Below are 23,420 nucleotides of genomic sequence, written 5' to 3' on the forward strand. Positions count from 1 at the left end.
TAAGCTGACTACAACGACGTCTCCACCGAGAAATCGACAGTGATTTGAGTGCTAGCGAATACGATTTTTTGCTGGCTAGAGAGCGCGGAATACCCACCTCTAAAGTCTGCTGCACGATGTTGCCGTACACATCCACTTATCGCGGGGATCAGGTATCAAGATCGATGAGCCGTGTGCGGATGCCTGCATCGGCGCAAAATCCGCCCAGATTGGCGCCAACCGTGGTCTTACCCGACCCGCCTTGGGTTGCTGGGTCAAATCCAAGGCAAAAAAAAGCCTGCATCGCTGCAGGCTTTTCCCTATCTGGCTCCACGACCTGGACTCGAACCAGGGACCCAATGATTAACAGTCATTTGCTAGCTGTTAGGGAAGGTCTGAAGTAAGCAGCCGTTTTTAACGGCCTCGCTGTTTTAGGTTCAAAAAACGCCGACTTGCTCGGAAATCAGGCCTTTCCTCCTCTCAGTTCGCGTTTTTTTGCGAGATAGCACCTTTTCAAGGCTCATTGTCCGCATCACAGGCGCACCTCGCCTGCATTCAACAGCCGTTTTCGCATCATCCACAGGTTCGACAAGGCAAACAGTGTGGTCTGCTGCGCAGTGTTTTTAACCAAGCCTCGGAAGCGGACTTTCGTATAACCAAACTGGCGCTTGATTACCCGGAATGGATGCTCAACCTTGGCTCGTACTTGTGCTTTCGCGTATTCGATTTTGCGGCGCACACGACCGATCAGGCTCTTTTTTGCATGCTTCTTATAGCTGCTTGGGCGCGCGGCAATCGACCAGATCATCTCGCGATCCTGATGCTCGGGACGCTTTTCTACACCGGTGTAACCGGCATCGCCAGAGACGTAAGTTTCCTCGCCATGCAGCAACTGGTCGACCTGGGTCACGTCCGCCACATTCGCCGCCGTGCCCACTACGCTATGCACCAAACCGGATTCCGCATCGACACCGATGTGCGATTTCATCCCAAAAAAGTACTGATTTCCTTTCTTGGTCTGGTGCATTTCAGGGTCGCGTTTACCGTCCTCGTTCTTGGTCGAACTGGGTGCATGAATGATCGTCGCATCGACCACTGTACCTTGGCGCAGCAGCAAACCACGATCACACAAATAGCCGTTGATGACCTGCAAAATACCACCGGCCAGCTCATGCTTTTCCAACAGCCGGCGGAAGTTGAGGATCGTGGTTTCATCCGGAATCCGATCCAAATGCAGCCCGGCAAACTGGCGCAGAATCGTGGTTTCGTAGAGGGACTCTTCCATCGCCGGGTCGCTGTAGCCGAACCAGTTTTGCATCAGATGAACCCGAAGCATGGCCATCAACGGATACGCCGGACGACCGCCTTCGCCCTTCGGATAGTACGGCTCGATCAACGCAATCAGACCTTTCCAGGGCACAACCTGATCCATCTCAATCAGGAAACGCTCGCGGCGGGTCTGCTTACGTTTGCCTGCGTACTCGGCATCAGCGAAAGACATTTGCTTCATCGGGGCTCAACCGTTCAGTTCGTGGGACAGGCGTATTTCACCAGAGTTGGAAGTCTTTTTCAGAGTTTCCTTAGGTGCAACGGGGCCACTGAAGAACGTGGTGGAGATATAGGGTTGCTGCATAGCGTGAGCCGCATGAGCGCAGCACGCCACGAAAGTTAGTCGGGTTGAATTGGGTTGTCAAAGCGTGGCAAAGCAATGATCTGTAGGAAAAGGAGGCGCCCGCTGTCAGTTGTCGTGCAGCCTCGAGTGCGTGTATGACCGGGTCGAGTTCCACATGGCGGACTTCAAGGCCTCAGCAGTTCGGAATAAAGAGGACTGGGGACCGAATAAAGGCGACAGTTTTATTTAAATTCCGATCAGGCCGCTGTTGGAAAGGTCGTTGCTGGAATTCGCCGACAGGTTATTGGTAGCACAGAGAGTGTCAGATTTTTTGTGTGCGGGCCGTTAACGGCCTGCCGTTAGGCAGGCCGTAGTTTTACCAGGTCGGCCTGATAAATCGATCTCCATACAAGATCGCAAATTGATTCATCGCACTCTTCCAGTCGTGTGCCGGCTTGCCCCAGTTTGCGGTGATATTGCGTAAGCCCAACCAGATTAGCTTCGTCGCGGCATCGTCCGTTGGGAAATGGCCTCTGGTCTTGATGATCTTGCGCAACTGAGCGTTGATACTCTCGATGGCGTTCGTTGTGTAGATCACTTTACGTATGGCCGGAGGAAACACGAAGAAGGGGATAACTCGATCCCACGCACGCTTCCAGGCCTTTGCGACCGTTGGATATTGCTTGCCCCAAGGGCCGGTTTCGAAGGCTAACAGCGCTTGTTCAGCGGCGTCAGCGTTGAGTGCCTGATAGATCGGCTTCAACGCTTTCGCCAGCTCGCGGCGCTTATCCCAAGGCGCGTAATCAAGACTGTTACGGATCAAATGCACAATGCAGGTCTGCAACGTCGTCTCGGGAAATACCGCGCTCAGCGCTTCAGGCATACCTTTGAGGCCATCAGTTACTGCGATCAAGACGTCCTCGACACCTCGGGTTTTGAGGTCGTTGAAGACCTTCATCCAAAACTTCGCACCTTCGGTTGTTTCAATCCAAATGCCCAAGATGTCTCGGGTTCCATCCGGCAAGACACCCAGCGCCAGGTAGATTGCCTTGTTGCGAACCAAACCTTCGTCGCGAATTTTGACTCGCAACGCATCGAAGAAAATCACCGGGTACATCGGCTCAAGCGGTCGTTGTTGCCAGGCAGTGACTTCGTCTAAAACCGCATCGGTCACTGAGCTGATGAAATCGTGAGAGACCTCTGTTCCGTACTGTTCGGATAGAAATGCACGGATCTCACGGACCGTCATGCCTCGGGCATACATCGCAATGATCTTGTCATCAAAGCCCGTAAATCGGCGTTCGTGTTTTGGGATCAGGATCGGCGCAAAACTTCCATCGCGATCTCTGGGGATGTCCAGGCGAAGCGGGCCGTCATCGGTGAGCACCGTTTTGCCGCTCTTGCCATTGCGCTGGTTACTCGACTCCTCAGGGCGCTCCGCGCCCTGAGGATAGCCAAGGTGGTGACCCAGTTCGGCACCAAGGGCTCGCTCGATCAGCGCCTTTTTGAACGCCATCGACGCATCCTGAATGGCTTCGGCACTCATCGGACCGCTGACGAACTGGTCGATCAGCTCTTTGGGAATGGTTGGAAGATCACGCGGGGCCTCACGGGCCGGTTTCTTTTTGGTCGGCATATATGCACCTCTTCTGCAATGTTATGCCCGAACACAAAATTTATGACAGTCCCGTAGCACACGGCGCGCCGGCGTTAAGCAGATCTTCACCGGCTATCAGGTTCGGATTGTTACCGGCGATCAACCCGCCCCTCGGCGCGAGGCGATTGTCGGCCCGGGCTAGATAGAGCACCGGCACTAGGATTTGCGCGTCATCTACCTCGTTCTTCCTTTCTCCACAATTACTACTCACTTAACTTCTTAGCCAATGTAGTCTTCATTAGCTTTAACGTTCGATTCCCTTCCTTAAAACCCTCATTTAGAGCGAGTATGGCCTGCGACCTATCGAAAATATAGCCAGCTAAAAAAATTGATTCGATTGATTCAATTGCATGAATGACAACCGATTCCTCCTCAGCCTTTAGAAGCGCTAACAGAATACGCAGAGCCCGCTCATCATTCGAGTCCCCAAGGGACTCCGCGCACCGACCTCGCCACATTTCAGACTTCACTGAAAGCGCATACTCAAGTTCACCCCAACTCAAACTATCAAACTGAGAGATTTTGGAGGCTGCGATATCAATACCTACATCCGACCAATAATCTTCTGACCCTATCGAATCCAGCAAAAATTCATACTCTTTAAACATATTTCACCTATCAAAATTTCGTTGGATCCGTGCATCCTCTGCCACAAGGATAGCCAGCAGTAACGCGATCCCCCACCTTGATCACCTCAACTTTAACACCGTTAACTGTCGTTTGATGCAACGAGGCACCATCGGATCTAGTCGCGAGCGCCGGGCCATTTCCGGTAGCCCGAACAGCACTCTGTAGTGGTCTAATGAAACCGGACACCCATTTAGGCGAGAATGCTCGCCAGATCGAGGTGTCAGATGACCAAACAACGCCGTTCCTTTTCCGCTGAATTCAAGCGCGAGGCTGCCGACCTTGTGCTCAAACAAAACTACAGCTACATCGAAGCCAGCCGTTCACTCGGCATTGGTGAGTCGGCATTGCGCCGCTGGGTTGACCAGATTCAGAAAGAACATAAAGGCATCACTCCGCAGAGCAAGGCACTGACGTCGGAGCAGCAAAAAATTCAGGAGCTGGAAGCCCGGATTGCTCGGCTTGAGCGAGAGAAATCAATACTAAAAAAGGCTACCGCGCTCTTGATGTCGGAAGATCACGAGCGTTCGCGCTGATTGACCAGTTGAGCGCCCATGAGCCGGTTGATTGGCTGTGCAAGGTGTTTGACGTCACTCGCTCGTGTTACTACGCCCAGCGCCTGCGGCGCCGCACGCCCGATGTTGAACGGCTTCGATTACGTAGTCGCGTCAGTGAGCTGTTCTCGCAAAGTCGCAGCTCTGCGGGCAGTCGTAGCATTCTGTCGCTGATGCGTGAAGACGGTGAGCAACTCGGTCGATTCAAAGTGCGTAGCTTGATGCGCGAGCTTGATTTAGTCAGCAAACAACCCGGCTCCCATGCCTACAAACGAGCAACAGTAGAAAGACTCGATATCCCGAACACATTGAACCGCGAGTTCGATGTGGCAGCGCCCAATCAAGTCTGGTGCGGCGATATCACCTACATTTGGGCGCAAGGAAAGTGGCATTACCTGGCTGTCGTCTTGGATCTTTGTATGCGTCGGATCGTGGGTTGGGCGCTGTCGGAAAAGCCAGACGCTGAGCTGGTGATCAAAGCGTTGGATATGGCCTACGAGCAGCGTGGCAGGCCTTCGGATCTGCTATTCCACTCGGACCAAGGATCGCAATATGCAAGCCGACTCTTTCGCCAGCGGTTGTGGCGATACCGCATGCGCCAGAGCATGAGTCGACGAGGAAACTGCTGGGATAACGCACCGATGGAGCGCGTATTTCGCAGCTTGAAAACAGAATGGATACCGACCGTGGGCTATCGAACTGCGCAGGAAGCACAGCGCGATATCAGCCATTTTTTGATGCATCGCTACAACTGGATTCGGCCTCACCAATTCAACGAGGGGTTGGCACCAGCGCGGGCCGAGGAAAAACTTAACGTCGTGTCCGGGATTAGTTGACCACTACACTTTGTTCGTATCGCGATTAAGCCCTAGCGTAGAATCTCCACCCGTATTTTTATCATCGCGGACAATAATTTCGCCAGAACCTACGGTAGCCCTGACGACCTGCTCACGGTCTTTCTCGTAATTCCAGCCATTGACGCTCCAGCCACTCTCGCCTTCCTTGCCTTTACCTGTCTGACTGGCGTCCTGAGCTGTCCCGCCACTACTACCAGCATTGTAGGTACCCCCTACATTCAAGTAGTAACCGTGCTCTTTGTCTTTACCGGCAATATCGCTAAACCCAAGCGTGCCCGTATCCAGTTTGAGGTTGCCGTTATCCGCAGCGATCAATGCACCATCAATCTGCGTGTGATTTTCGGTGCGAATATCTACGGCTTGAACACCAGTAATTGAGGTTTGCTGGCCCACCCAATTGGTTTTACCTAAGCAAGCTGAAGGCGTACATACAGCCTCGTGCTCAAGGCACCGCCTTCACCGAGTATTACCTGCAGATGTTCGAACAACATCTGCAGGCCATTTCCAAGCCCGGTGGTTTGTTCGAAGACACCGCAGTGACCGAGCTTCCCTGGCGCGGGCAGATACGCAAAGTACGGTTGGTCGTGTATCGCCGTAGCAAAAGCACGCCCTCTCGGCGCGGCCAGTCCAGCGAGCAAGCCCTCAACAGCATCTGCGATCGACTTACCGCAGGCCTCGGCAACGCAGGGGTCAAGTCATGCCGTATGAACGAGGGAAGCATTCACAACTGGCTGCTGCGATGGCTCAACCCCAATCCTCGCCTCTTGGGCGACACACCAGAAGCGCGCAAGACCTTCTACCAACTGGCGGCATTGCCAGAGAACGACTCCTGCGATGAGCTGGAGCTAGCCAGTGGAAGAGACTTTGCGCAGCGCCTGTTCTTCGAGCAACCTCGGTCCGATGCTAGCCAAGGGCTCTGGTACCTGGATGAGATGCCACACCGTGTGGTCGTGCTGGATCGGCTGCGCTCTCCACCCGTGACCGGGCACCTGACAGGCGAAACCTCCAAAGGCGGTGATGCGACCAACGCTCTCTTCGATCAAATGCCAGAAGACACCACCCTCTGTATCACTCTGGTAATCAACCCACAGGACATGCTCGAAGCGCACCTCAACAATCTGGCCAGTAAGTCTGTCGGCGACACCTTAGCCTCCGAACAAACCCGCGAAGACGTACAACGGGCCCGCTCGCACATTGGCAGTGCCCATAAACTCTACCGAGGCGCTGTCGCTTTCTACTTGCGAGGAAAGGACATAGCGCAGTTAGATGAGCGGACCCTGCAGCTTCACAACGTGATGCTCAATGCAGGTCTTCAGCCTGTACGTGACGAGCATGAGGTGGCACCGCTGAATAGCTATCTGCGTTGGCTGCCCTGTGTGTTTAACCCGGGCATGCAAAACAGTGAGTGGTACACGCAACTGATGTTCGCGCAGCACCTCGCCAACCTCGCGCCGGTATGGGGCCGGAGCGAAGGTACCGGCCATCCGGGAATCACACTCTTCAATCGCGGCGGCGGGACGATCACGATCGATCCCCTTAACAGCCTTGACAGGCAGATGAATGCCCACCTGTTTTTGTTCGGCCCCACCGGTGCCGGCAAGTCAGCCACCCTGAACAACATCCTCAATCAAGTCACTGCGGTGTACCGGCCGCGCTTCTTTGTTGTCGAAGCAGGAAATAGCTTTGGATTGTTTGCAGACTTCGCCAAAGGCCTGGGCTTAACGGTTAATCGAGTCAAATTGGCACCTGGTTCAGGTGTCAGCCTGGCCCCTTTCGCTGATGCCCATCGCCTGATTGATTCGCCCACGCAGGTTAAAATCCTGGATACGGAAGAGCTGGATGACGTTGAGCACACCGAAGACGATGAGCGCGATGTCCTGGGCGAGTTGGAAATTACTGCACGCCTGATGATTACAGGTGGCGAAGAGAAAGAAGAACAGCGTTTAACCCGTGCCGATCGCAGCATGATTCGTCAGTGCATCATCAACTCAGCGACAGCCTGCTCTGAGCAGAGCAGAACGGTTCTGACTGAAGATGTTAGGGATGCGCTAAGAGCCTCTGGTAGCTGCCTCATAACACTGATCAGGCATCTGAACCTGTAACACTTCGACGCCCTTCCAGCCTTCGATACGACAGGCCAATGCATAGAGAAACTCGCCGCTGCTCATTTGCTCCCGGTTAAGCCGAAAAACGACTGTGCAGGTGTCAGGCTGGCAGTGTCATCAATGATGAGCCGCTCACCGTATTCGTTGATGCGGCCTACAGCCGCGATGACCTTGGGCCAATCCTCATCCCGTAACTGACCGCGCATCAAATTCGCCAGGTTGAGCTCGCCCAGGATGGCAATCAAACGAAACATCAGGGCGTGAGCCGGCATCTCCTGGCTGTAGATCTGGACCGTGTTGGTTGGCTTCTGTTGAAGTGCGGCATCCACGACACTAAGTGCCAGGCTGGTTTTCCCCATGGAAGGACGCGCCGCAATGACGATCAAGTCGGCATCTTGAAAACCACCCGTGACTTGGTCCATCGCATCCAAACCACTGGGAATGCCGGTAACGCTGTCGCCCTCATTGAAGTGGTAGTCGATCCTTTCAACCACCTCCAAGGACAGTGACAACGTCGATAGGTGAACTGCGTGAAGCGAGCTGCTCAATTGCCTGGTAAATCAGGCGGTGATCACGTCTGAAGAAATCGTCCGCAGAGAGGACGTCCGCGATGAGGTCCCATGTGGAGTTGTCGAGCATCAGGCCACCGATCACGCCTTGCTCGGCCTCAACCGAATGAGGTGGTGCTAGATCAAGGAGACTCATACCGCAGCTCTCCCCAAGGCCACCCTATTCGATAACAACGATATGTTCTGACTCAGACGCTCTTCGTTCAGCGCTTCAAATTTCGAGCGCCATTCGGGAAAGAGCTCGATTGAGAGGTCTTTGATGACTTTGAATGCTGTGGGTGAACGGCGGTGAGTCGGGAGGCGATACTCCAGTCGGTGTGCAGGAATACCTTCTGTGGCAGCCCGACGAAAACTCACTGCCGCCGGGATCGTGGTCTGGATCATCTGGACCTTCGGATGATCAGCAAAGGTTTCGGTCAGCGTGTGATAGATCAGGTTTGCATCGTTGGTTGCATCAAGCTTGTTGATCACGACATTCAACATTGGCGTCTCTGCACCCAGCGCTGCCAACGGCTCAAGATCTCGATAGAGCTGGAGCATTCCACGCTGAAACTCTCGTGCAGTCAGCATATCCGGGGTGATGGGCGAAATAGCCATTTGTGCCCCAAGCAAGGCCATCTCCAGCACGATGGAGCGAGCTCCTTGGGTATCGATCAGAATCAGATCAAAGTCCTGCTCGAAAGCCGGCAGCAGATTCTTGAGACGAAGGCGCCCGTCAGCAGCATGGAGCAACAAATTTCCCAGCTGATTGAACGGATCATTGGAATGGATCAATGAGAGATTAGGAATGCAGGTCTGCGAAATGACCTGGTCGGCCCGAGTCTCGTTATTCGCGATCAGTTGATAGGTTCCACCAGGCGCCTCATGCGATAGCGCATAGAACGAGGACAGAGACGGCTGATTATCCAGATCAATGAGCAGGGTGCGGATCCCTGCATCGGCGCAGAACGCGCCCAGATTGACGCCGACCGTGGTTTTACCCGGCCCGCCTTTGGTTGAAACGACTGCAGCGACTTTCATGATATTTACCTCTGAATCGTAGGATTAGAGACGCATTCATGCTGGTCACGCTGTGCGCTTTGATCACCCCGGAAAAATCCAAGGCAAAAAAAAGCCTGCATCGCTGCAGGCTTTTCCCTATCTGGCTCCACGACCTGGACTCGAACCAGGGACCCAATGATTAACAGTCATTTGCTCTACCAACTGAGCTATCGCGGAATTTGCCGTATGTTACTGATTAAAAAGGATAAGTCAAGCACTCCGTAGCGCCTGATCGGCGCATTCGGACAGTTGGCGTGCGCCTCTATCCCGCGACGGCCATTTCCTTGGCCAAGTCCAGCCAGGCCCGGGCTGCCGGTGGCAGGTGGGCGCTGGCGCGCCAGGCCAGGGCGATGTGCCAGTCGGTGTGGGGTTCGTCCAAAGGAATCAGCGCGATGCCGGCGTGCTGGTGCTTGAGCGCGAGCATGCGTGGCAGGAAGGCGACGCCCAGCCCTGCCGCCACCAGGTCGACGATGAAGTCGATCTGCCCGCTGCGGGCGGTCACCCTGGGCGTCACGCCCTTGCGTTCGCAGGCGGTGAGGATTAATGCGTTCAGGGCAAAACCGGCTTCGAACAGAATGAACGGTGAATCCGCGAGGTCGGTGAAGTCGATGCGCTTGCGCCGCGCGAGCGGATGGCTCATGGGCAGCACGGCCATCAGTGGCTCATTGCGCACGGGCTGGTAGTCGAAGCCTTCGTCCACCGGCAGTAGCAGGGCCGCCAGATCGACCTCCCCGGCTTCCAGGCATTCGCGCAGTTTTTTGCTGCCGTGCTCGGTGAGTTCGATATCGATGTCCGGGTAGCGGTTGCGGTAGGTCGCAAACATGGACGCGAACAGTACGCCGCATCCCACTGGCGGCAGGCCGATACGCAGCAGGCCGCGCTTGAGCTCGCGCAGGTCGTTGATCTCGGCGACCAGGTCGCTGCGCTCGGCGAGCAGCACCAGGGCGCGGCGGTAGGCAATTTCGCCGGCGGCGGTAAGTTCATTCTTGTGGCCGAGGCGATTAAGCAGCGGCGCGCCCAGCTCGTCTTCCAGGGTCTTGACCGCCTTGCTCACCGTCGACTGGGTCAGCGACACCACCTGCGCCGCCTGGGAAAACCCGCCCTGACGCACCACCTCGACGAAGACACGCAGTGTTCTCAGGTTCATCGGTATTCCTTTTGCGACTGGACGCTAGCGATAAAAGTTGTTTTTATCATGCCAGATGTTTGCTTACCGTAATCCCCCTTTGCCCTGCGGAGACACTGTTCATGATCATTTCGTCGGCATCCGATTACCGTGCTGCCGCCAAGCGCAAGCTGCCGCGCTTCCTGTTCGACTACATCGACGGCGGCGCCTACGCCGAACACACAATGCGCGCCAACAGTTCGGACCTGGCCGAGATCAGCCTGCGCCAGCGCATTCTGCGCAACGTGGATAGCCTGAGTTTGAAGACCACGTTGTTCGGTCAGGAACACGCCATGCCGATCATCCTCAGCCCAGTGGGCTTGACCGGCATGTACGCGCGGCGCGGCGAGGTGCAGGCGGCCAAGGCGGCGGCCAACAAGGGGATTCGCTTCTGCCTGTCGACAGTGTCGGTGTGCTCGATTGAGGAAGTGGCGTCGCAAAGCGCGCAGTCGATCTGGTTCCAGCTCTATGTGCTCAAGGACCGCGGCTTTATGCGCAATGCGCTGGAACGGGCGCAGGCCGCCGGGGTGACGACGCTGGTGTTCACCGTCGATATGCCGACGCCGGGCGCACGTTACCGGGATGCGCACTCGGGCATGTCCGGACCGTATGCCTCGGCGCGCCGGATGCTGCAGGCCGTCACCAAACCACAATGGGCATGGGATGTTGGCGTGATGGGCCGCCCGCACGACCTGGGCAATATCTCCAAGTACCTGGGCAAGCCCACCACCCTTGAAGATTACGTCGGCTGGCTGGCCAACAACTTCGACCCGTCGATCAGTTGGAAAGACCTGGAGTGGATACGTGAGTTCTGGAAAGGCCCGATGATTATCAAGGGCATCCTCGACCCGCAGGACGCCAAGGACGCGGTGAGCTTCGGAGCCGATGGCATCGTGGTCTCCAACCATGGTGGCCGCCAATTGGACGGCGTGCTCTCCACTGCCAAGGCACTGCCGCCGATTGCCCAAGCGGTAGGCGACGACCTGACAGTGCTGGTGGACTCCGGCATTCGCTCCGGGCTCGACGTAGTGCGCATGCTCGCCCTGGGCGCCAAAGCGTGTCTGCTGGGACGCTCGACCGCCTATGCGCTGGCCGCCGATGGCCAGCACGGGGTGGAAAACCTGCTGGATATCTTCGCCAAGGAAATGCGTGTGGCCATGACACTGACCGGTGTGACATCGATTGAGCAGATCGACCCGAGCACCTTGGTTCAGCACGGCGTGTAAAACTGCCATCAACCTGCCATCAACCTGCCAAATAACTGACATTAAGCTGCAGCGGCTGTTTTTGACATCCTGAATACCCTTTGATTTATAAGGATTTTATTAAAAAACAACAAAGTGGCATGAATCTCGCTCTAACCCTTTCAAGCAGGTTATGCGATGACAAGACGTGTGGCAGTGCCCAGGGGTTATAACCCCTGGCAAAGCGGTTTAAACTGTTTCCAATGTTTACGGAACTGAAGGAACAGTAAGACGCTTGGTACTCGCTACTCGCATCGAGCCTGTAAGACAGCTAAGTGCTTAGAGGCCGACTGCTTATGAAAACCCCGCCCCAGACTCACGCAATCGACTTTGACAGTGCCAAATTGCAACGCCTGGGCTTTGGTCAGCCATCCTCTCTCCCGCACCGCCCCACCACGGTTGTTCAACTGCGCCAACAACTGGGCCTGCAATTGCAGACCAGCCTGGAACCGCAACGCATCCTCGGCCTGTTCTTTCGCGAGATCCAGCGCCTGCTGCCCCTTGACGCTATGCACTACGTCCATCAGCCCAGCGACCTACGCCTGGAATTCGGCCATCGCGGCCATCATTCGGTGAGCTACGCCTTGAGCCATGAAGGCGAACATTTGGGCGAGCTGGTATTCCGTCGCAACCAACGTTTTTTGGAGGAAGAACTGGGTCAGCTAGAATCCCTGCTCGCCACCCTGCTCTACCCGATGCGCAACGCCCTGCTCTATCGCGCCGCCACCCGCAGCGCCCTGCGTGACCCGTTGACCGAAACCGGCAACCGCATCGCCATGGACCAGACCCTGCAGCGCGAAATCGACATGGCGCGGCGACACTCGAACCCGTTGTCCCTGCTGATGCTCGACATCGATCACTTCAAACGCGTCAACGACACTCACGGCCATGCGGTCGGCGACAAGGTACTGCGCGCCGTGGCCGCGTCAATCAAGGGCCAGCTACGCAATATGGACATGGTGTTCCGGTTTGGCGGGGAAGAGTTTCTGGTCCTGCTCTCCAACACCGGCCGGGAAGCGGCGGCGATCGTCGGCGAGCGGCTGCGCCAGGCGGCACAGACCCAGGAATATTGGGCGGATGACATACGCATCGATCTGACGGTGAGTCTGGGCTGCGCGACGTTGTTGGCTGGCGAGTCTGCCGAAAGCCTCTTGCGCCGGGCCGACAGCGCCCTGTATGTAGCCAAGCGCGAAGGTCGCAACCGCTTGGCAATGGCGGGGTAGACCCCCGCCACGCGTTTTACATCACGCTTCGCTAGCGACGCGCACCAGGCGCTCGCGAACAGTCGCGGCCGCAGGCTTTTCGTTCTCCAGGCGCATGCAGCTTTCCAGGAACAAGTACATGTAGTCGTAGCTCTTGCACACGGCCTGGCGCAGCTCTGCCTGCAGTTGTCGGCTGGGGTTCATGCCGGCCAACGTGCAAATGATTTCCAGTGCTTCCCAAGGGTGGGCATCGTCGTACTGGGCATGCATCTTCAGCCACTTCATTGCGCGCTTGCGGTCTTCCTCTGGGAAGGCTGCGGCATAAACGCCGGTGGAACACACCAACGCGGACCACTCCCCCGTCGCGCCCTCGATGGCGTAGTTGGTGGCGGCGATCGCAATGATCAACGAATCGGCCGAACTGGTGTGCCAGCACCAATGACTCAGTGCGTGCAGTTCCGGCGCTACGTTCTGTGCTTGCAGCTCTTGGAGGCTGACGCCGTGGGCGCCGGCCCAATGCAGCCAATAGTCGGCGTGGTTCAATTCCACCCGAATATTGCGCATCAGCCAACGCCGCGCCATGTCCTCGCCAGGATGACGGGCAAACTTGGTCTTGGTGAGGTTCTGTGCCATGTACAAGGCAAACTGTTCAACCACGGGCCAGCCACCGATCAGGTATTGGCGCATGGTCTTGGCGCTCAGCGTGTTATCACGCATGCGCTGATACAGTTCGTGCTCGACAACTCGGCGCTTGCTTTCGCTACAGCCCTGGATCAATTGCTGCGCCCAGGCGGGGTAACTCGAGGCTTCCATAAGCGGGCCGGTTCTGTTGAAGGTGTCGATCACTGTAAGGCTCCTTTTTAAGTGTGATTGTACAGACCAGCAAATGTTTCAGCGGAATGTGCCGGGCGCCTTGAATAACAGAGGCTGCGGCCGCACAGGTCGACACTGCAAGCTATCAAAGGTAAACAATTGCGGGCGTTCAATCACGTAGCCCTGAGCGTAATCCACACCGATCTCAAGTAGAGCCTGTTCGATGTGCGGCGTTTCAACAAACTCGGCAATTGTGCGTTTACCCATGACGTGGCCGATGTGGTTGATCACTTCGACCATGGCGCGGTTAATCGGGTCGTCCAGCATATCCTTTACGAAACTTCCATCGATCTTCAAGAAGTCTACAGGTAAATGTTTCAGATAAGCGAATGAGGACATTCCGGCGCAGAAGTCATCGAGTGAGAAATGGCAACCTAACTCTTTGAGTTCATTAATAAAGCGAATTGCGCTGCCTAAATTTGCAATAGCGCAGGTTTCAGTTATTTCAAAACAAATCATTTCTGGCGGAACACTGTAAGCCGCAAACTTCTCGCGTAAAAAACCGAGAAAAGCGTCATCACCAATAGTTATGCCTGACAGATTAATCGCACACATAGCCATGGGCCGGCCCGGGCGCTCATGCATGCAGCGGGCAATGAGGTTGAACACGTTGTCCACCACCCAGCGATCCAGGGAGCTCATCAACCCGTAACGCTCGGCGGCCGGAATAAAACTGTCGGGCAGGATGATCCGGCCGGACTCGTCGTGCATCCGCAGCAGGATTTCAATGTGCCCACTGCCGGCGTCGGTGTGCCCCAGGGGCGAGATTTCCTGCGAGTACAGGCAAAAGCGGTTTTCTTCCAAAGCCATGTGCAAGCGTTGCACCCAGGCCATCTCGCCGAAGCGCAGGGACAGTTCGGAGTCGTCGGGATGGTAGACCTGCACGCGGTTGCGGCCCTTTTCCTTGGCCATATAGCAGGCCATGTCGGCGGCGCGCAGCGACGTTTCCAGGGTGGTCGGGATCTGTGAAATATGCACCAGGCCAATGCTAACGGTGGTCATGAATGGCCGGCCCTTCCACACGAAATGCAGGTTCTGCACGGTGTGGCGCAGGCTTTCGGCGATTTTTTCCGCCACCGTCGCCGGGCAGTTCTCCAGTAGGATACCGAACTCATCACCGCCCAGGCGCGCCAGGGTGTCGCCGTCCCGCAGATCCGATTGCAGCAGTGCGCAGATATGCCGCAACAGCTCGTCGCCTGCCGCATGGCCGCAGGTGTCGTTGACCAGCTTGAACTGGTCCAGGTCGAGGAACATCAAGGCATGCCGCCCGTTGTGCTCACGCCCGACGTGTTGCAACACCTGTTCCAAGCGGAACTCGAACTCACGACGGTTGGCCAGGCCGGTCAATGCGTCATGGGTCGCCTGCCACGAAAGATTGGCGATGTATTGCCGTTCCTGGGTCATGTCGTGCAGCACCAGCACCGCACCGCTGACTTTGCCGGCACTGCGGATCGGCGCGCCCACCAATGTTACCGAGACGGTACTGCCGTCCAGGCGCTGGATGGTTTTGGAGTGTTCGCTGCCGCCACTCAAGTGGCCCTTGGTGATGTGTTCGATCAGGGCGAAAGCATCGGGCTGGGCATCGTCATCGAGTAGGTTGAACAGTGCCGCCAAGGGCTGGCCCTGGGCACGGGCCGATGTCCAACGCGTCAGTGCCTCGGCGGCCGGGTTCATGTAGGTAATGGCGCCATCGACATCGGTGGTGATCACGCCATCGCCGATCGACTCCAGGGTGATCTGTGCCCGCTCCTTCTCCACTTGCAGGGCATCGGCGAAGGCGTGCCGCTGCGTCAACAACTTATAGGTACGCAGCAGCGCCAGGGCGATCAGGCACAGTGCCGTGGCCAGGTTGGTGATCAGCAACAGCCGCAGGATGAAACGCGAGCCTTCACCCAGGGCATCGCTGAACGCCTTTGCCGCCGGCGTCACGCCGTCGTTGATGGCAAATATTTGCGCCTTCCATTGCCGCACATCGTCATCACGGACCTGGCTGGTGGTGATCGCCCGGTGCATCGCCTGGGCCAGGTCGTCCAGCTGGACCAGATAGCCATCGCCCACGGCCCACCGTTCGATGGCTTTTTCCAAGTAACTGAAATGGCGAAAGTTGAGATACAGCCAGATCACACTGGAGACGTCATCCGGGTGGTTGCCGCCCTTGATGATCCCCTGGCGCGCCGCGTTGAGGTCGGGGGCCGGGCGGTCCAGTGCGATACGCAACTCATGCCCGCCCTGGGGCACGGCAATGGCTTGTTGGTATTTGAGGTAGGTGGCCTCGTCGCGATTATCGGCGTACAGCGTCAGATAGTAGATGGCGTCTTTCTGGCCCTTGGACCAAAGACTCTCGCCGGCCACATAGACGCGCACCGCTGAAAGCACATATAGACTGATGCAACCTAATAATACTTGGAACAATACGACGGCGATAAAGGGCCAGACAATGCCCAACAGCCTTGGCGTTCCGAGAGTCCGCTTCTGCTTCATGAAGTCCCTTGCACATGCACAGCCAAATACGCGCGCGGACATCCGCTCCTGATAGCACAGCGTAGGCTAAATCAACGCACTTGTTGCAAGTGTCCGTAAAGTTTGGCGTATAGGCCGCCATCCGCGATCAGTTGCTGATGGTCACCGTCCTCGGCGATATGCCCACCGTCGAACACCAGTACCCGATCAGCTTGTTTCACCGCCGAGAGTCGATGGGCAATGATCAGGGTAGTACGCCCACTGAGAAACCGCGCCAGCGCCTGGTGCAGGTTGTACTCGGTGGCAGCGTCCAGGGCCGAGGTCGCCTCATCCAGGATCACCACCTTGGGCTCGGCCAAGACCATGCGCGCAATCGCCAGGCGTTGGCGCTGGCCGCCGGAAAAGCGCACGCCGGAGCGCCCCACCACGCTATCCAGGCCCAGGGGCAACGCCTTGACGGTCGCCTCCAACTGGGCGATTTCCAGCGCCTGCCAACAGGCCTGGTCACTGCGATTGCGGCCCATGGTCAGGTTGGCACGCACGGTATCGTTGAACAGCGCGGGGTGTTGCAGCACCACCGCGACGTGCTCGCGGATGGTCTCCAGGCCGATTTCCTGCTGGGTTGCACCGCCGAAACGAATACTGCCCGCCTGCGGTGTGTACAACCCCAGCAGCAGTTGCACCAGGGTACTTTTGCCACCGCCGCTGGCGCCGACAATCGCCACCTTCTCACCGGGTTCGATGCTGAGATTCAACTGGTCGAGCACCCGGTCTTCGCCATAGCCGAACGTAAGGCCACGCACCTCAATGCCGACCGTTTCGCGCCCGGTGAACGGGTCTGCGCCGCCGGCGTATTGCGGCTCATCGGCACGGGCAAGCAGCTCGTTGATCCGCGTCAGCGCCCCGCCCGCCGCGTAGTAGGCGTATTGCAGGTTCAGCAGCTGCTCCACCGGGCCGATCATGAACCACAGGTAGCTGAACACCGCGAGCATCTGGCCGATGGACAGGTCGGAAAACAGCACGGTGAGCATCGCCGCCGCGCGAAAAATGTCGATGCCGAACTGGAACAGCAAACCACTGGCGCGGCTGGAGGCGTCGGTTTTCCACTGGGAGTGAATCGCATAGTCACGCACTTCCCGGGCCCGCTGACCGAGGCGCCCGAGGAAAAAGCCCTGGCGATTGCCCGCACGGACCTCCTGGATGGCGTCGAGGGTTTCGGTCAACGCCTGAGTGAAGCGCGAAGTGCTGTCGTTTTCCAGCTTCTTCAGGTGCTTGACGCGCTTGCCCAACTGCACCGTGGCATAGATCACCAGCGGGTTGAACAGCAGGATCAGCAATGCCAGTTGCCAGTGCATCCACACCAAAATCGCCGACGTGCCGACCAGCGTCAGCATGGCCACCAGGAAACGACTGAGGGTTTCGCCGACGAATTTGTCCAGCGTATCCAGGTCGGTGACCAGGTGCGTGGTGACGGTGCCGCTGCCTAGGCTTTCGTACTCGCCGAGGGAAATGCGCTTGAGCCGCTCGATCAGGCGCACACGGATGCGGTAGACGATGTCCTTGGCCAGTCGCGCAAACAAGCGCGCCTGCACCACGTTGAACACCAGCGCCCCGCAGCGCAGGGTCAGGGTCACCAGCAGCATCAGGCCGATATAACCGACAGCTTTCTGCCAACCCAGGGGCAGCGCGTGGTTCATCACCTTGAGCGCGGCATCGCCATGGCCCAGCAGCACTTCGTCTACCAGCAGGGGCAACAGCAGGGGGATGGGCACGCTACAAAGGGTCGCCAGCACGGCGACGCCATTGGCGACCCACAGGGATTTCTTGTGATGCAAGGCCAGGCGGCGTATTTCCGCCCAGGTCAGTCGATCAACGTGGTGGGTGGGCTTGGCGTCAGGCTGGTCAGGCACAGGCAGCTCGCTCCAGCCAGCGGGCGAGCAGCGGCGACAGCGCGGACAGCGGCTGGTAGCCGTTGGTCAGCAAGGCCAACTGGCCATTGCGCTCGGCCAGCAGCGTCGGAAAACCGGCGATCCCCAAATCCTGCACCCAGGTGAAATCGGCGGCGGTGGCGGCGTGCTGTTCGGCACGGTCAAACGCCCCGGCGAACTCGATGCGCGGTATGCCCGCTGTTTCCGCCAGCTCCACCAGAACACTGGCGAGGGTCACGTCGCGACCCTCGACATAAAACGCACGCTGGATCAGCCCCAGCAGCTTCCACGCGCAATCCGGCGCCAGGCTGCGCGCGGTGACGATGGCGCGGCACGCCGGCTCAGTGTCGTAGACAAAACCTTCAGGCAGCGCGCCGTCACGCTTGAACGTCTGCCCGGTGGCGTCGGTGACCGCCTGCCAGTGTTCCAGGATGTAGCGCCGTGTCGCCGGCTCCAGCGCCGCGCCGCTGCCGGTGCGCAAGCCGCCCACCACCAGGTGCAGCTCCACGCCGGCCGCCTGGGCCTGCTCGACCAACGCCTCGGCCACCGGGGCAAAGCCCCAGCACCAGGAACACATCGGGTCCATCACATAGAGCAGGCGCGCAGACATGGCTCAGACCTCGGAAGGGGTTTGCTTGTAGTTGAAGCCAATCGGGTGCGGCATATTGCGGGCCTTGGCCAGTTCAATCTGCTTTTGCCGGTCGATCGCGCTGCGACGGGTTTTCTCCGATAGCTTATCCCAGCAATGTGGACAACTGATGCCCGCCACGTAGTGCTCGGATGTACGATCTTCCACACTAACCGGTGTGCGGCAGGCATGACATTGATCGTAGTCACCTTCGCTCAAGTCGTGGCGCACGGTCACGCGGTTGTCGAACACAAAGCAGTCGCCCTGCCATTTGGTCTCGGCCTGTGGCACCTCTTCGAGGTACTTCAGGATGCCGCCCTTGAGGTGGTAAACCTCATCGAAGCCTTCGCTGAGCATATAGCTGGAAGCCTTCTCGCAACGAATGCCGCCGGTGCAGAACATGGCGACTTTCTTGTGCTTGGCCGGGTCGAAGTTGGCTTTGATGTAGTCGGGAAACTCGCGAAAACTGGTGGTTTTCGGGTCGATCGCGCCTTCAAAGGTGCCGATGGAGACTTCGTAGTCGTTGCGGGTGTCGATCAGCAGCACCTGCGGGTCGCTGATCAGCGCGTTCCAGTCCTGCGGGTCAACGTAGGTGCCGACTTTTTTGTTCGGGTCGACGCCTTCGACGCCCAGGGTCACGATCTCTTTCTTGAGCTTGACCTTGGTGCGATAGAACGGCTGCTCGTCGCAGTACGACTCTTTGTGGTCGATATCGACCATGCGCAGGTCGTTCTTCAGCCAGGCCATCAGGCCATCAATGCCTTCGCGGCTGCCGGAAACGGTGCCGTTGATGCCTTCTTCGGCGATCAGCAAGGTGCCTTTGATGCCGTTGTCGACCATCGCCTGCAGCAAGGGCTCGCGCAGGGCGACGTAGTCTTCGAGGGTGACGAACTTATACAGTGCCGCCACGACAATCGGTTGAGTCATGGGTGTTCTCTCCAGGTGGCTACCCTCGTAAGGGGTGAACCGGATGCAAAAAAAACGCGCCGGCTAAGCGGCGCGTTGCGGATTCTAGCAAATGCGGGGGGTCAGAAACACCCGGTCATCAGCTATGGCCGCCGGCGCAGGTCGGCGAGGCCGGGGCTGCGTCGATTTTCGCCCATTCTTCAGGCGTGTAGGTATGCAGCGCCAGCGCATGAAACTCGCTCATCAGGTCACCCAGGGTGGCGTAGACCTTCTGGTGGCGCTTGACGCGGTTAAGCCCTTCGAACTGCTGGCTGACCAGCACGGCCTTGAAGTGGGTCTGTAACCCACGGCTGTGCATGTGGCTTTCGTCCAGCACGCTCAAGTGGTCCGGGCCCAGGGCGGCAAGCGCCGTTTCGATACGCTGTTGCATGGTCATTCCTGCTTACTTCTTCTTGGCCGGAGCGGCGGCTTTAGGTGTCAGCTCGTTGGTCATGTCTTCCAACAGCTTGTTCACCACCGGCACGGCGCTTTCCAGCTTGGCCTGAGTCATCTGGGCCGATTGCTGGGTCAACTGCGGCATTTTTTCCAGGACTTTCTTACCCAATGGAGATTGGTAGAACGCAACCAGGTCCTTGAGCTCGGATTCGCTGAAGTTGCTGGTGTAGAGCTTGACCATGTCCGGTTTCAGTTTTGGCCAGCCGATGGCTTGGTCCAGGGCGGCATTGGCCTTGGCCTGGTAGCTGTCCAGTACGGACTGCTTGGCGGCCGGCGCTTTGGTCTGTTCGAAACGCTGGGCGAACATTTGCTGCACTTGCATGTACACCGGGGTCCCCAGCTTGTCAGCGTGGGCCAGGGTAAGGAAGGCTTCGGCACTGGCGTTGTGGCTGGCGGTATCGGCAAAAACCTGGCCGCTGGCGCAAACCAGAGCAACCGCGGTACAGATGGCACGAAGACGAGTCATCGAGTTTCCTTTTCTAGCAGGCGAGGTCAGACCCCAAGGGCGCCCATTCTGCGCCTAAAAAACCTCGCGGCTCAACCCCAGGCCTTGTCGGGCCTGGATTTGCGGTGGATGAATCCGATGAAAAGTCTTTTAGGGAACCCCCTGGGTCGATCACGGCCTAAACTGCGCAAACGAACCTGAAGGAGTGTGCCCGATGAGCCGTATCGAAACCGACAGCCTGGGAGAAGTCCAAGTCCCGGATGACGCTTACTGGGGCGCGCAGACCCAACGCTCACTGGTGAACTTCGCCATCGGCGAGCAGCGCATGCCCCTCGCGGTACTGCACGCCCTGGCCCTGATCAAGAAATCCGCCGCGCGGGTCAACAGCCGCAATGGCGACCTGCCTGCCGACATCGCGCGCCTGATCGAACAGGCCGCCGACGAAGTGCTCGACGGGCAGCATGACGACCAGTTCCCGCTGGTGGTGTGGCAGACCGGCAGCGGCACCCAGAGCAACATGAACGCCAACGAAGTGATCGCCGGGCGCGCCAACGAGCTGTCGGGCAAGGCCCGCGGCGGCAAGAGCCCGGTGCATCCGAACGATCATGTGAACCGCTCACAGAGTTCCAACGACTGCTTCCCCACCGCCATGAGCATCGCGGCGGTGCAGGCAGTCAACCAGCAACTGCTGCCCGCGATCACGCACCTGTCCGGCGGGCTGGCGGAATTGTCGGCACGCCATATGAAGCTGGTGAAGACCGGTCGCACCCATATGATGGATGCCACGCCGATCACGTTTGGTCAGGAACTCTCGGCGTTTATCGCCCAACTCGATTACGCCGAACGCGCGATCCGCAGCGCCCTGCCCCAGGTGTGCGAACTGGCCCAGGGCGGCACCGCCGTCGGCACCGGGCTCAACTCGCCCCACGGCTTTGGCGAGGCGATTGCCGCCGAACTGGCGGCCTTGTCGGGCCTGCCGTTCGTGACCGCACCCAACAAATTCGCCGCCCTCTCCGGCCACGAACCGCTGGTGACCCTGCACGGCGCCCTGAAAACCCTGGCCGTGGCCCTGATGAAAATCGCCAACGACCTGCGCTTGCTGGGCTCCGGCCCCCGCGCCGGGCTGGCAGAAGTCAAACTGCCGGCCAACGAACCGGGCAGCTCGATCATGCCCGGCAAGGTCAACCCGACCCAGTGCGAAGCGCTGTCGATGCTCGCCTGCCAGGTCCTGGGCAACGACGTAACCATCGGCATTGCCGCCAGCCAGGGGCATTTGCAGTTGAACGTGTACAAACCGGTGATCATCCATAACCTGCTGGAATCGATCCGCTTGCTGGCCGACGGCTGCAACAACTTCCAGGAACACTGCATCGCAGGCCTCGAGCCCGACGCCGAACAAATGGCCGCGCACCTGGAACGCGGGCTGATGCTGGTGACCGCACTCAACCCGCACATCGGCTACGACAAAGCCGCGCAGATCGCCAAAAAGGCTTACGCCGAAGGCCTGACCCTAAGAGAAGCCGCGCTGGACCTGGGCTACCTGACCGACGAACAGTTCGACCAATGGGTACGCCCGGAAAACATGCTGGAGGCCGGACACTAAGCGCAGCGCAGCACGTGCTTTTGCTTTGTTCTTGCTCTTGATCTGCTTTTGATCTTGATCTTAGGCGCCCCGTTAAACCACGCTGGCCGAACGCAGGTTTGAATCCGTGGGTAACCCGGCAGGACGCCGGGTTAGCCGTCCTGGGCCATGGATGGCCCATGACGGCGGCCCACGGATTCAAGCCTGCGTTCGGGCACACCGAGCCTAGGCGAGGTGCCGAGTGGTGGGGCAAGAGCGTTTTGCTTACTTTTGCGCTTTTCAAAAGTGAGCCGCCGTAAGGGCGGAACCCATAGCAGCCATTACCGCAGGAACGGATATGTACCCGGTCAACCGAAAGAACATGGTCGGCCCAGAGGCCGCCATCACAGGCAAGCCAGCTCCCACATTTGGAACGAGGTGAACCTGTTGGATCTGTATCGGCTGTCAGGTCGCCATCGCAAGCAAGCCAGCGCCCAAGCGTAGACCTGCATACACCCGATAAAACACCTCAGCCAATCAAGACGCCAACCGCGCCCGCCGCGCCTTGAGCCCCGCAAACAACGACGGCGCCAACGCCACCGTCGCCGACCCCAACACCACCACCAGCGCCCCCGCATAGCCCAGCGCATTGATCTCTTCAGCCTGCACAAAACCCGGCCACCACCACGCCGCCAAGGCCACCGCCACAAACGTCACCAACGGCGTCAGCGCCAGGGTCGCACTCACCCGCGAGGCTTCCCAATGAGCCAGGGCCTCGGCAAATGCCCCATAGGCCACCAGCGTGTTCATGCAGCACGCCAGCAGCAGCCAGCCTTGCAGCGGGCTCAGTTGCAGGGCCTCCAGCGGATGCGCCCAAGGCGTGAGCAACACAGCACACGACAGATAGATCACCATCATCACCTGCAGCGAATTCCACACCGTCAGCAATTGCTTCTGGCCCAGGGCGTAGAACACCCAGATCGTGGTGGCGAGCAGGACCGTCAGCACCCCGGCGGTGTAAGTGCCCAGGGACGTCAGCAACTCCACCAGACGCTGGTTGAAGAACAGGCCAAAGCCGATGAGCAGCGCCACCAGGCCCAACACCTGGCCCAGGCTGAAGCGTTCTTTAAACACAAACACGCTGGCGACCATCAGGAAGATCGGCCCCATCTGCACCACCAGTTGCGCCGTGCCGGGGCTGAGCACTTTCAGGCCTACCAGGTACAGCACGTAGTTGCCCACCAGGCCGCACACGGCCATTGCGACCAGCCAACCGCCGCGCGGCCCGAGCGCGCGCACACTGGGCAACCGCTTGACGGCGGCGAGATAGACAAACAGGCAACTGCCCGCGACCGTCAAGCGAAACCAGGTGACGGTAATCGGGTCCATCACTTGCAGCACTTGCTTGAGTTTGATCGGGAGAATGCCCCAGAGCAGCGCGGTCAGCAGGGTCAAGCAAAAGCCATAGACCCAGCGCCCGGAAGAGATGTGCATGCGTGCCCCAGAAGCCAG

General features: G+C 58.3%; 18 protein-coding genes, 1 tRNA gene and 3 pseudogenes. 5 read left to right on the forward strand and 17 right to left on the reverse strand.

The genetic code is table 11. The features are described from left to right. Nucleotides 1–154: 154 nt before the first annotated feature. The 4 genes and pseudogenes from P3S72_RS21300 to P3S72_RS21315 form a co-directional block, all read right to left on the reverse strand. Nucleotides 155–283: pseudogene (locus P3S72_RS21300) on the reverse strand (hypothetical protein); the annotation flags it as partial. 228 nt (nucleotides 284–511) lie between these two features. Continuing rightward, a complete protein-coding gene (locus P3S72_RS21305; RefSeq protein WP_250690870.1) occupies nucleotides 512–1,489 on the reverse strand; it encodes an IS5 family transposase in 978 nt (325 codons plus the stop codon). A 478-nt stretch (nucleotides 1,490–1,967) separates the two neighbouring features. Then, nucleotides 1,968–3,227, reverse strand: coding sequence for an IS256 family transposase (locus tag P3S72_RS21310; protein WP_276194114.1), 1,260 nt, complete (start codon nucleotides 3,225–3,227; stop codon nucleotides 1,968–1,970). 224 nt (nucleotides 3,228–3,451) lie between these two features. Further along, nucleotides 3,452–3,856, reverse strand: a complete 405-nt coding sequence (locus P3S72_RS21315) for a hypothetical protein (RefSeq protein ID WP_017845876.1) — start codon at nucleotides 3,854–3,856, stop codon at nucleotides 3,452–3,454. Nucleotides 3,857–4,102: 246 nt separating this feature from the next. Here P3S72_RS21315 and P3S72_RS21320 point away from each other — a divergent pair. Then, a protein-coding gene (locus P3S72_RS21320; RefSeq protein WP_276194115.1) for an IS3 family transposase occupies nucleotides 4,103–5,265 on the forward strand; the annotation gives its coding sequence in 2 pieces (ribosomal slippage) (nucleotides 4,103–4,358 and nucleotides 4,358–5,265; 1,164 coding nt in all). A 3-nt stretch (nucleotides 5,266–5,268) separates the two neighbouring features. Here the strand turns inward: P3S72_RS21320 and P3S72_RS21325 are convergent. Beyond that, nucleotides 5,269–5,679 carry a hypothetical protein gene (locus P3S72_RS21325; protein WP_276194116.1) on the reverse strand — a complete coding sequence of 137 codons (411 nt, stop codon included), beginning with the start codon at nucleotides 5,677–5,679 and terminating at the stop codon, nucleotides 5,269–5,271. Nucleotides 5,680–5,711: 32 nt separating this feature from the next. Here P3S72_RS21325 and P3S72_RS21330 point away from each other — a divergent pair. After that, nucleotides 5,712–7,337: pseudogene (locus tag P3S72_RS21330) on the forward strand (conjugative transfer ATPase); the annotation flags it as partial. A 146-nt stretch (nucleotides 7,338–7,483) separates the two neighbouring features. On the opposite strand, the pseudogene P3S72_RS21335 reads toward P3S72_RS21330, so the two are convergent. From P3S72_RS21335 to P3S72_RS21350, 4 genes and pseudogenes are all read right to left on the reverse strand, one after another. Then, nucleotides 7,484–8,096, reverse strand: a pseudogene (locus P3S72_RS21335) (DnaB-like helicase C-terminal domain-containing protein); the annotation flags it as partial. Continuing rightward, nucleotides 8,093–8,980: a ParA family protein gene (locus P3S72_RS21340; protein WP_276194117.1), complete on the reverse strand. Its 888-nt coding sequence runs from the start codon at nucleotides 8,978–8,980 to the stop codon at nucleotides 8,093–8,095. The pseudogene P3S72_RS21335 and the gene P3S72_RS21340, both read right to left, overlap by 4 nt. 122 nt (nucleotides 8,981–9,102) lie before the next feature. Then, nucleotides 9,103–9,178: transfer RNA gene (locus P3S72_RS21345), tRNA-Asn, on the reverse strand. Between the two features lie 85 nt (nucleotides 9,179–9,263). Beyond that, a complete protein-coding gene (locus P3S72_RS21350) occupies nucleotides 9,264–10,148 on the reverse strand; it encodes a LysR family transcriptional regulator (RefSeq protein ID WP_276194118.1) in 885 nt (294 codons plus the stop codon). A gap of 101 nt (nucleotides 10,149–10,249) precedes the next feature. Here P3S72_RS21350 and lldD point away from each other — a divergent pair, with 101 nt between their 5' ends. Together lldD and P3S72_RS21360 are read left to right on the forward strand one after the other, a co-directional pair. Beyond that, on the forward strand, nucleotides 10,250–11,392 hold the full coding sequence (gene lldD / locus P3S72_RS21355; protein WP_276194119.1) for an FMN-dependent L-lactate dehydrogenase LldD: 1,143 nt from the start codon (nucleotides 10,250–10,252) through the stop codon (nucleotides 11,390–11,392). A gap of 314 nt (nucleotides 11,393–11,706) precedes the next feature. Then, on the forward strand, nucleotides 11,707–12,633 hold the full coding sequence (locus P3S72_RS21360) for a GGDEF domain-containing protein (RefSeq protein ID WP_276194120.1): 927 nt from the start codon (nucleotides 11,707–11,709) through the stop codon (nucleotides 12,631–12,633). A gap of 21 nt (nucleotides 12,634–12,654) precedes the next feature. Here the strand turns inward: P3S72_RS21360 and P3S72_RS21365 are convergent, their stop codons facing one another. The 7 genes from P3S72_RS21365 to P3S72_RS21395 all read right to left on the reverse strand — a co-directional run bounded on the left by P3S72_RS21365 (nucleotide 12,655) and on the right by P3S72_RS21395 (nucleotide 20,368). Then, a complete protein-coding gene (locus P3S72_RS21365; protein ID WP_276194121.1) occupies nucleotides 12,655–13,458 on the reverse strand; it encodes an iron-containing redox enzyme family protein in 804 nt (267 codons plus the stop codon). Between the two features lie 45 nt (nucleotides 13,459–13,503). Next, nucleotides 13,504–15,966, reverse strand: a complete 2,463-nt coding sequence (locus tag P3S72_RS21370; RefSeq protein WP_276194122.1) for an EAL domain-containing protein — start codon at nucleotides 15,964–15,966, stop codon at nucleotides 13,504–13,506. Nucleotides 15,967–16,037: 71 nt separating this feature from the next. Beyond that, complete coding sequence (locus tag P3S72_RS21375) at nucleotides 16,038–17,855, reverse strand: ABC transporter ATP-binding protein (RefSeq protein WP_276194123.1); 1,818 nt, start codon at nucleotides 17,853–17,855, stop codon at nucleotides 16,038–16,040. After that, the gene (locus P3S72_RS21380) at nucleotides 17,848–18,483 is read right to left on the reverse strand and encodes a DsbA family protein (RefSeq protein WP_276194124.1); all 636 of its coding nucleotides are present in this window, start codon (nucleotides 18,481–18,483) and stop codon (nucleotides 17,848–17,850) included. The genes P3S72_RS21375 and P3S72_RS21380 overlap by 8 nt, the downstream gene beginning before the upstream one ends. Nucleotides 18,484–18,486: 3 nt before the next feature. Continuing rightward, nucleotides 18,487–19,428: a rhodanese-related sulfurtransferase gene (locus tag P3S72_RS21385; protein WP_276194125.1), complete on the reverse strand. Its 942-nt coding sequence runs from the start codon at nucleotides 19,426–19,428 to the stop codon at nucleotides 18,487–18,489. 118 nt (nucleotides 19,429–19,546) lie between these two features. After that, complete coding sequence (locus P3S72_RS21390) at nucleotides 19,547–19,843, reverse strand: BolA/IbaG family iron-sulfur metabolism protein (protein WP_247408105.1); 297 nt, start codon at nucleotides 19,841–19,843, stop codon at nucleotides 19,547–19,549. A gap of 6 nt (nucleotides 19,844–19,849) precedes the next feature. Further along, nucleotides 19,850–20,368 carry a DUF2059 domain-containing protein gene (locus tag P3S72_RS21395; protein ID WP_010567461.1) on the reverse strand — a complete coding sequence of 173 codons (519 nt, stop codon included), beginning with the start codon at nucleotides 20,366–20,368 and terminating at the stop codon, nucleotides 19,850–19,852. A 193-nt stretch (nucleotides 20,369–20,561) separates the two neighbouring features. Here P3S72_RS21395 and P3S72_RS21400 point away from each other — a divergent pair, with 193 nt between their 5' ends. After that, a complete protein-coding gene (locus P3S72_RS21400) occupies nucleotides 20,562–21,950 on the forward strand; it encodes a class II fumarate hydratase (RefSeq protein WP_276194126.1) in 1,389 nt (462 codons plus the stop codon). A 495-nt stretch (nucleotides 21,951–22,445) separates the two neighbouring features. On the opposite strand, the gene P3S72_RS21405 is transcribed toward P3S72_RS21400, so the two are convergent. Then, nucleotides 22,446–23,402, reverse strand: coding sequence for a DMT family transporter (locus P3S72_RS21405; protein ID WP_276194127.1), 957 nt, complete (start codon nucleotides 23,400–23,402; stop codon nucleotides 22,446–22,448). Nucleotides 23,403–23,420 lie beyond the last annotated feature (18 nt).

Origin of the sequence: Pseudomonas sp. D3 (assembly GCF_029320995.1) — a bacterium.
In the GTDB taxonomy this organism is placed as follows: domain Bacteria; phylum Pseudomonadota; class Gammaproteobacteria; order Pseudomonadales; family Pseudomonadaceae; genus Aquipseudomonas; species Aquipseudomonas paraveronii.

Coding starts and splice junctions, on each gene's coding strand:
- P3S72_RS21305 (WP_250690870.1), bottom strand. CDS start 1,489: ATGAAGCAAATGTCTTTCGCTGATGCCGAGTACGCAGGCAAACGTAAG.
- P3S72_RS21310 (WP_276194114.1), bottom strand. CDS start 3,227: ATGCCGACCAAAAAGAAACCGGCCCGTGAGGCCCCGCGTGATCTTCCA.
- P3S72_RS21315 (WP_017845876.1), bottom strand. CDS start 3,856: ATGTTTAAAGAGTATGAATTTTTGCTGGATTCGATAGGGTCAGAAGAT.
- P3S72_RS21340 (WP_276194117.1), bottom strand. CDS start 8,980: ATGAAAGTCGCTGCAGTCGTTTCAACCAAAGGCGGGCCGGGTAAAACC.
- P3S72_RS21350 (WP_276194118.1), bottom strand. CDS start 10,148: ATGAACCTGAGAACACTGCGTGTCTTCGTCGAGGTGGTGCGTCAGGGC.
- lldD (WP_276194119.1), top strand. CDS start 10,250: ATGATCATTTCGTCGGCATCCGATTACCGTGCTGCCGCCAAGCGCAAG.
- P3S72_RS21360 (WP_276194120.1), top strand. CDS start 11,707: ATGAAAACCCCGCCCCAGACTCACGCAATCGACTTTGACAGTGCCAAA.
- P3S72_RS21370 (WP_276194122.1), bottom strand. CDS start 15,966: ATGAAGCAGAAGCGGACTCTCGGAACGCCAAGGCTGTTGGGCATTGTC.
- P3S72_RS21380 (WP_276194124.1), bottom strand. CDS start 18,483: ATGTCTGCGCGCCTGCTCTATGTGATGGACCCGATGTGTTCCTGGTGC.
- P3S72_RS21385 (WP_276194125.1), bottom strand. CDS start 19,428: ATGACTCAACCGATTGTCGTGGCGGCACTGTATAAGTTCGTCACCCTC.
- P3S72_RS21390 (WP_247408105.1), bottom strand. CDS start 19,843: ATGACCATGCAACAGCGTATCGAAACGGCGCTTGCCGCCCTGGGCCCG.
- P3S72_RS21395 (WP_010567461.1), bottom strand. CDS start 20,368: ATGACTCGTCTTCGTGCCATCTGTACCGCGGTTGCTCTGGTTTGCGCC.
- P3S72_RS21400 (WP_276194126.1), top strand. CDS start 20,562: ATGAGCCGTATCGAAACCGACAGCCTGGGAGAAGTCCAAGTCCCGGAT.
- P3S72_RS21405 (WP_276194127.1), bottom strand. CDS start 23,402: ATGCACATCTCTTCCGGGCGCTGGGTCTATGGCTTTTGCTTGACCCTG.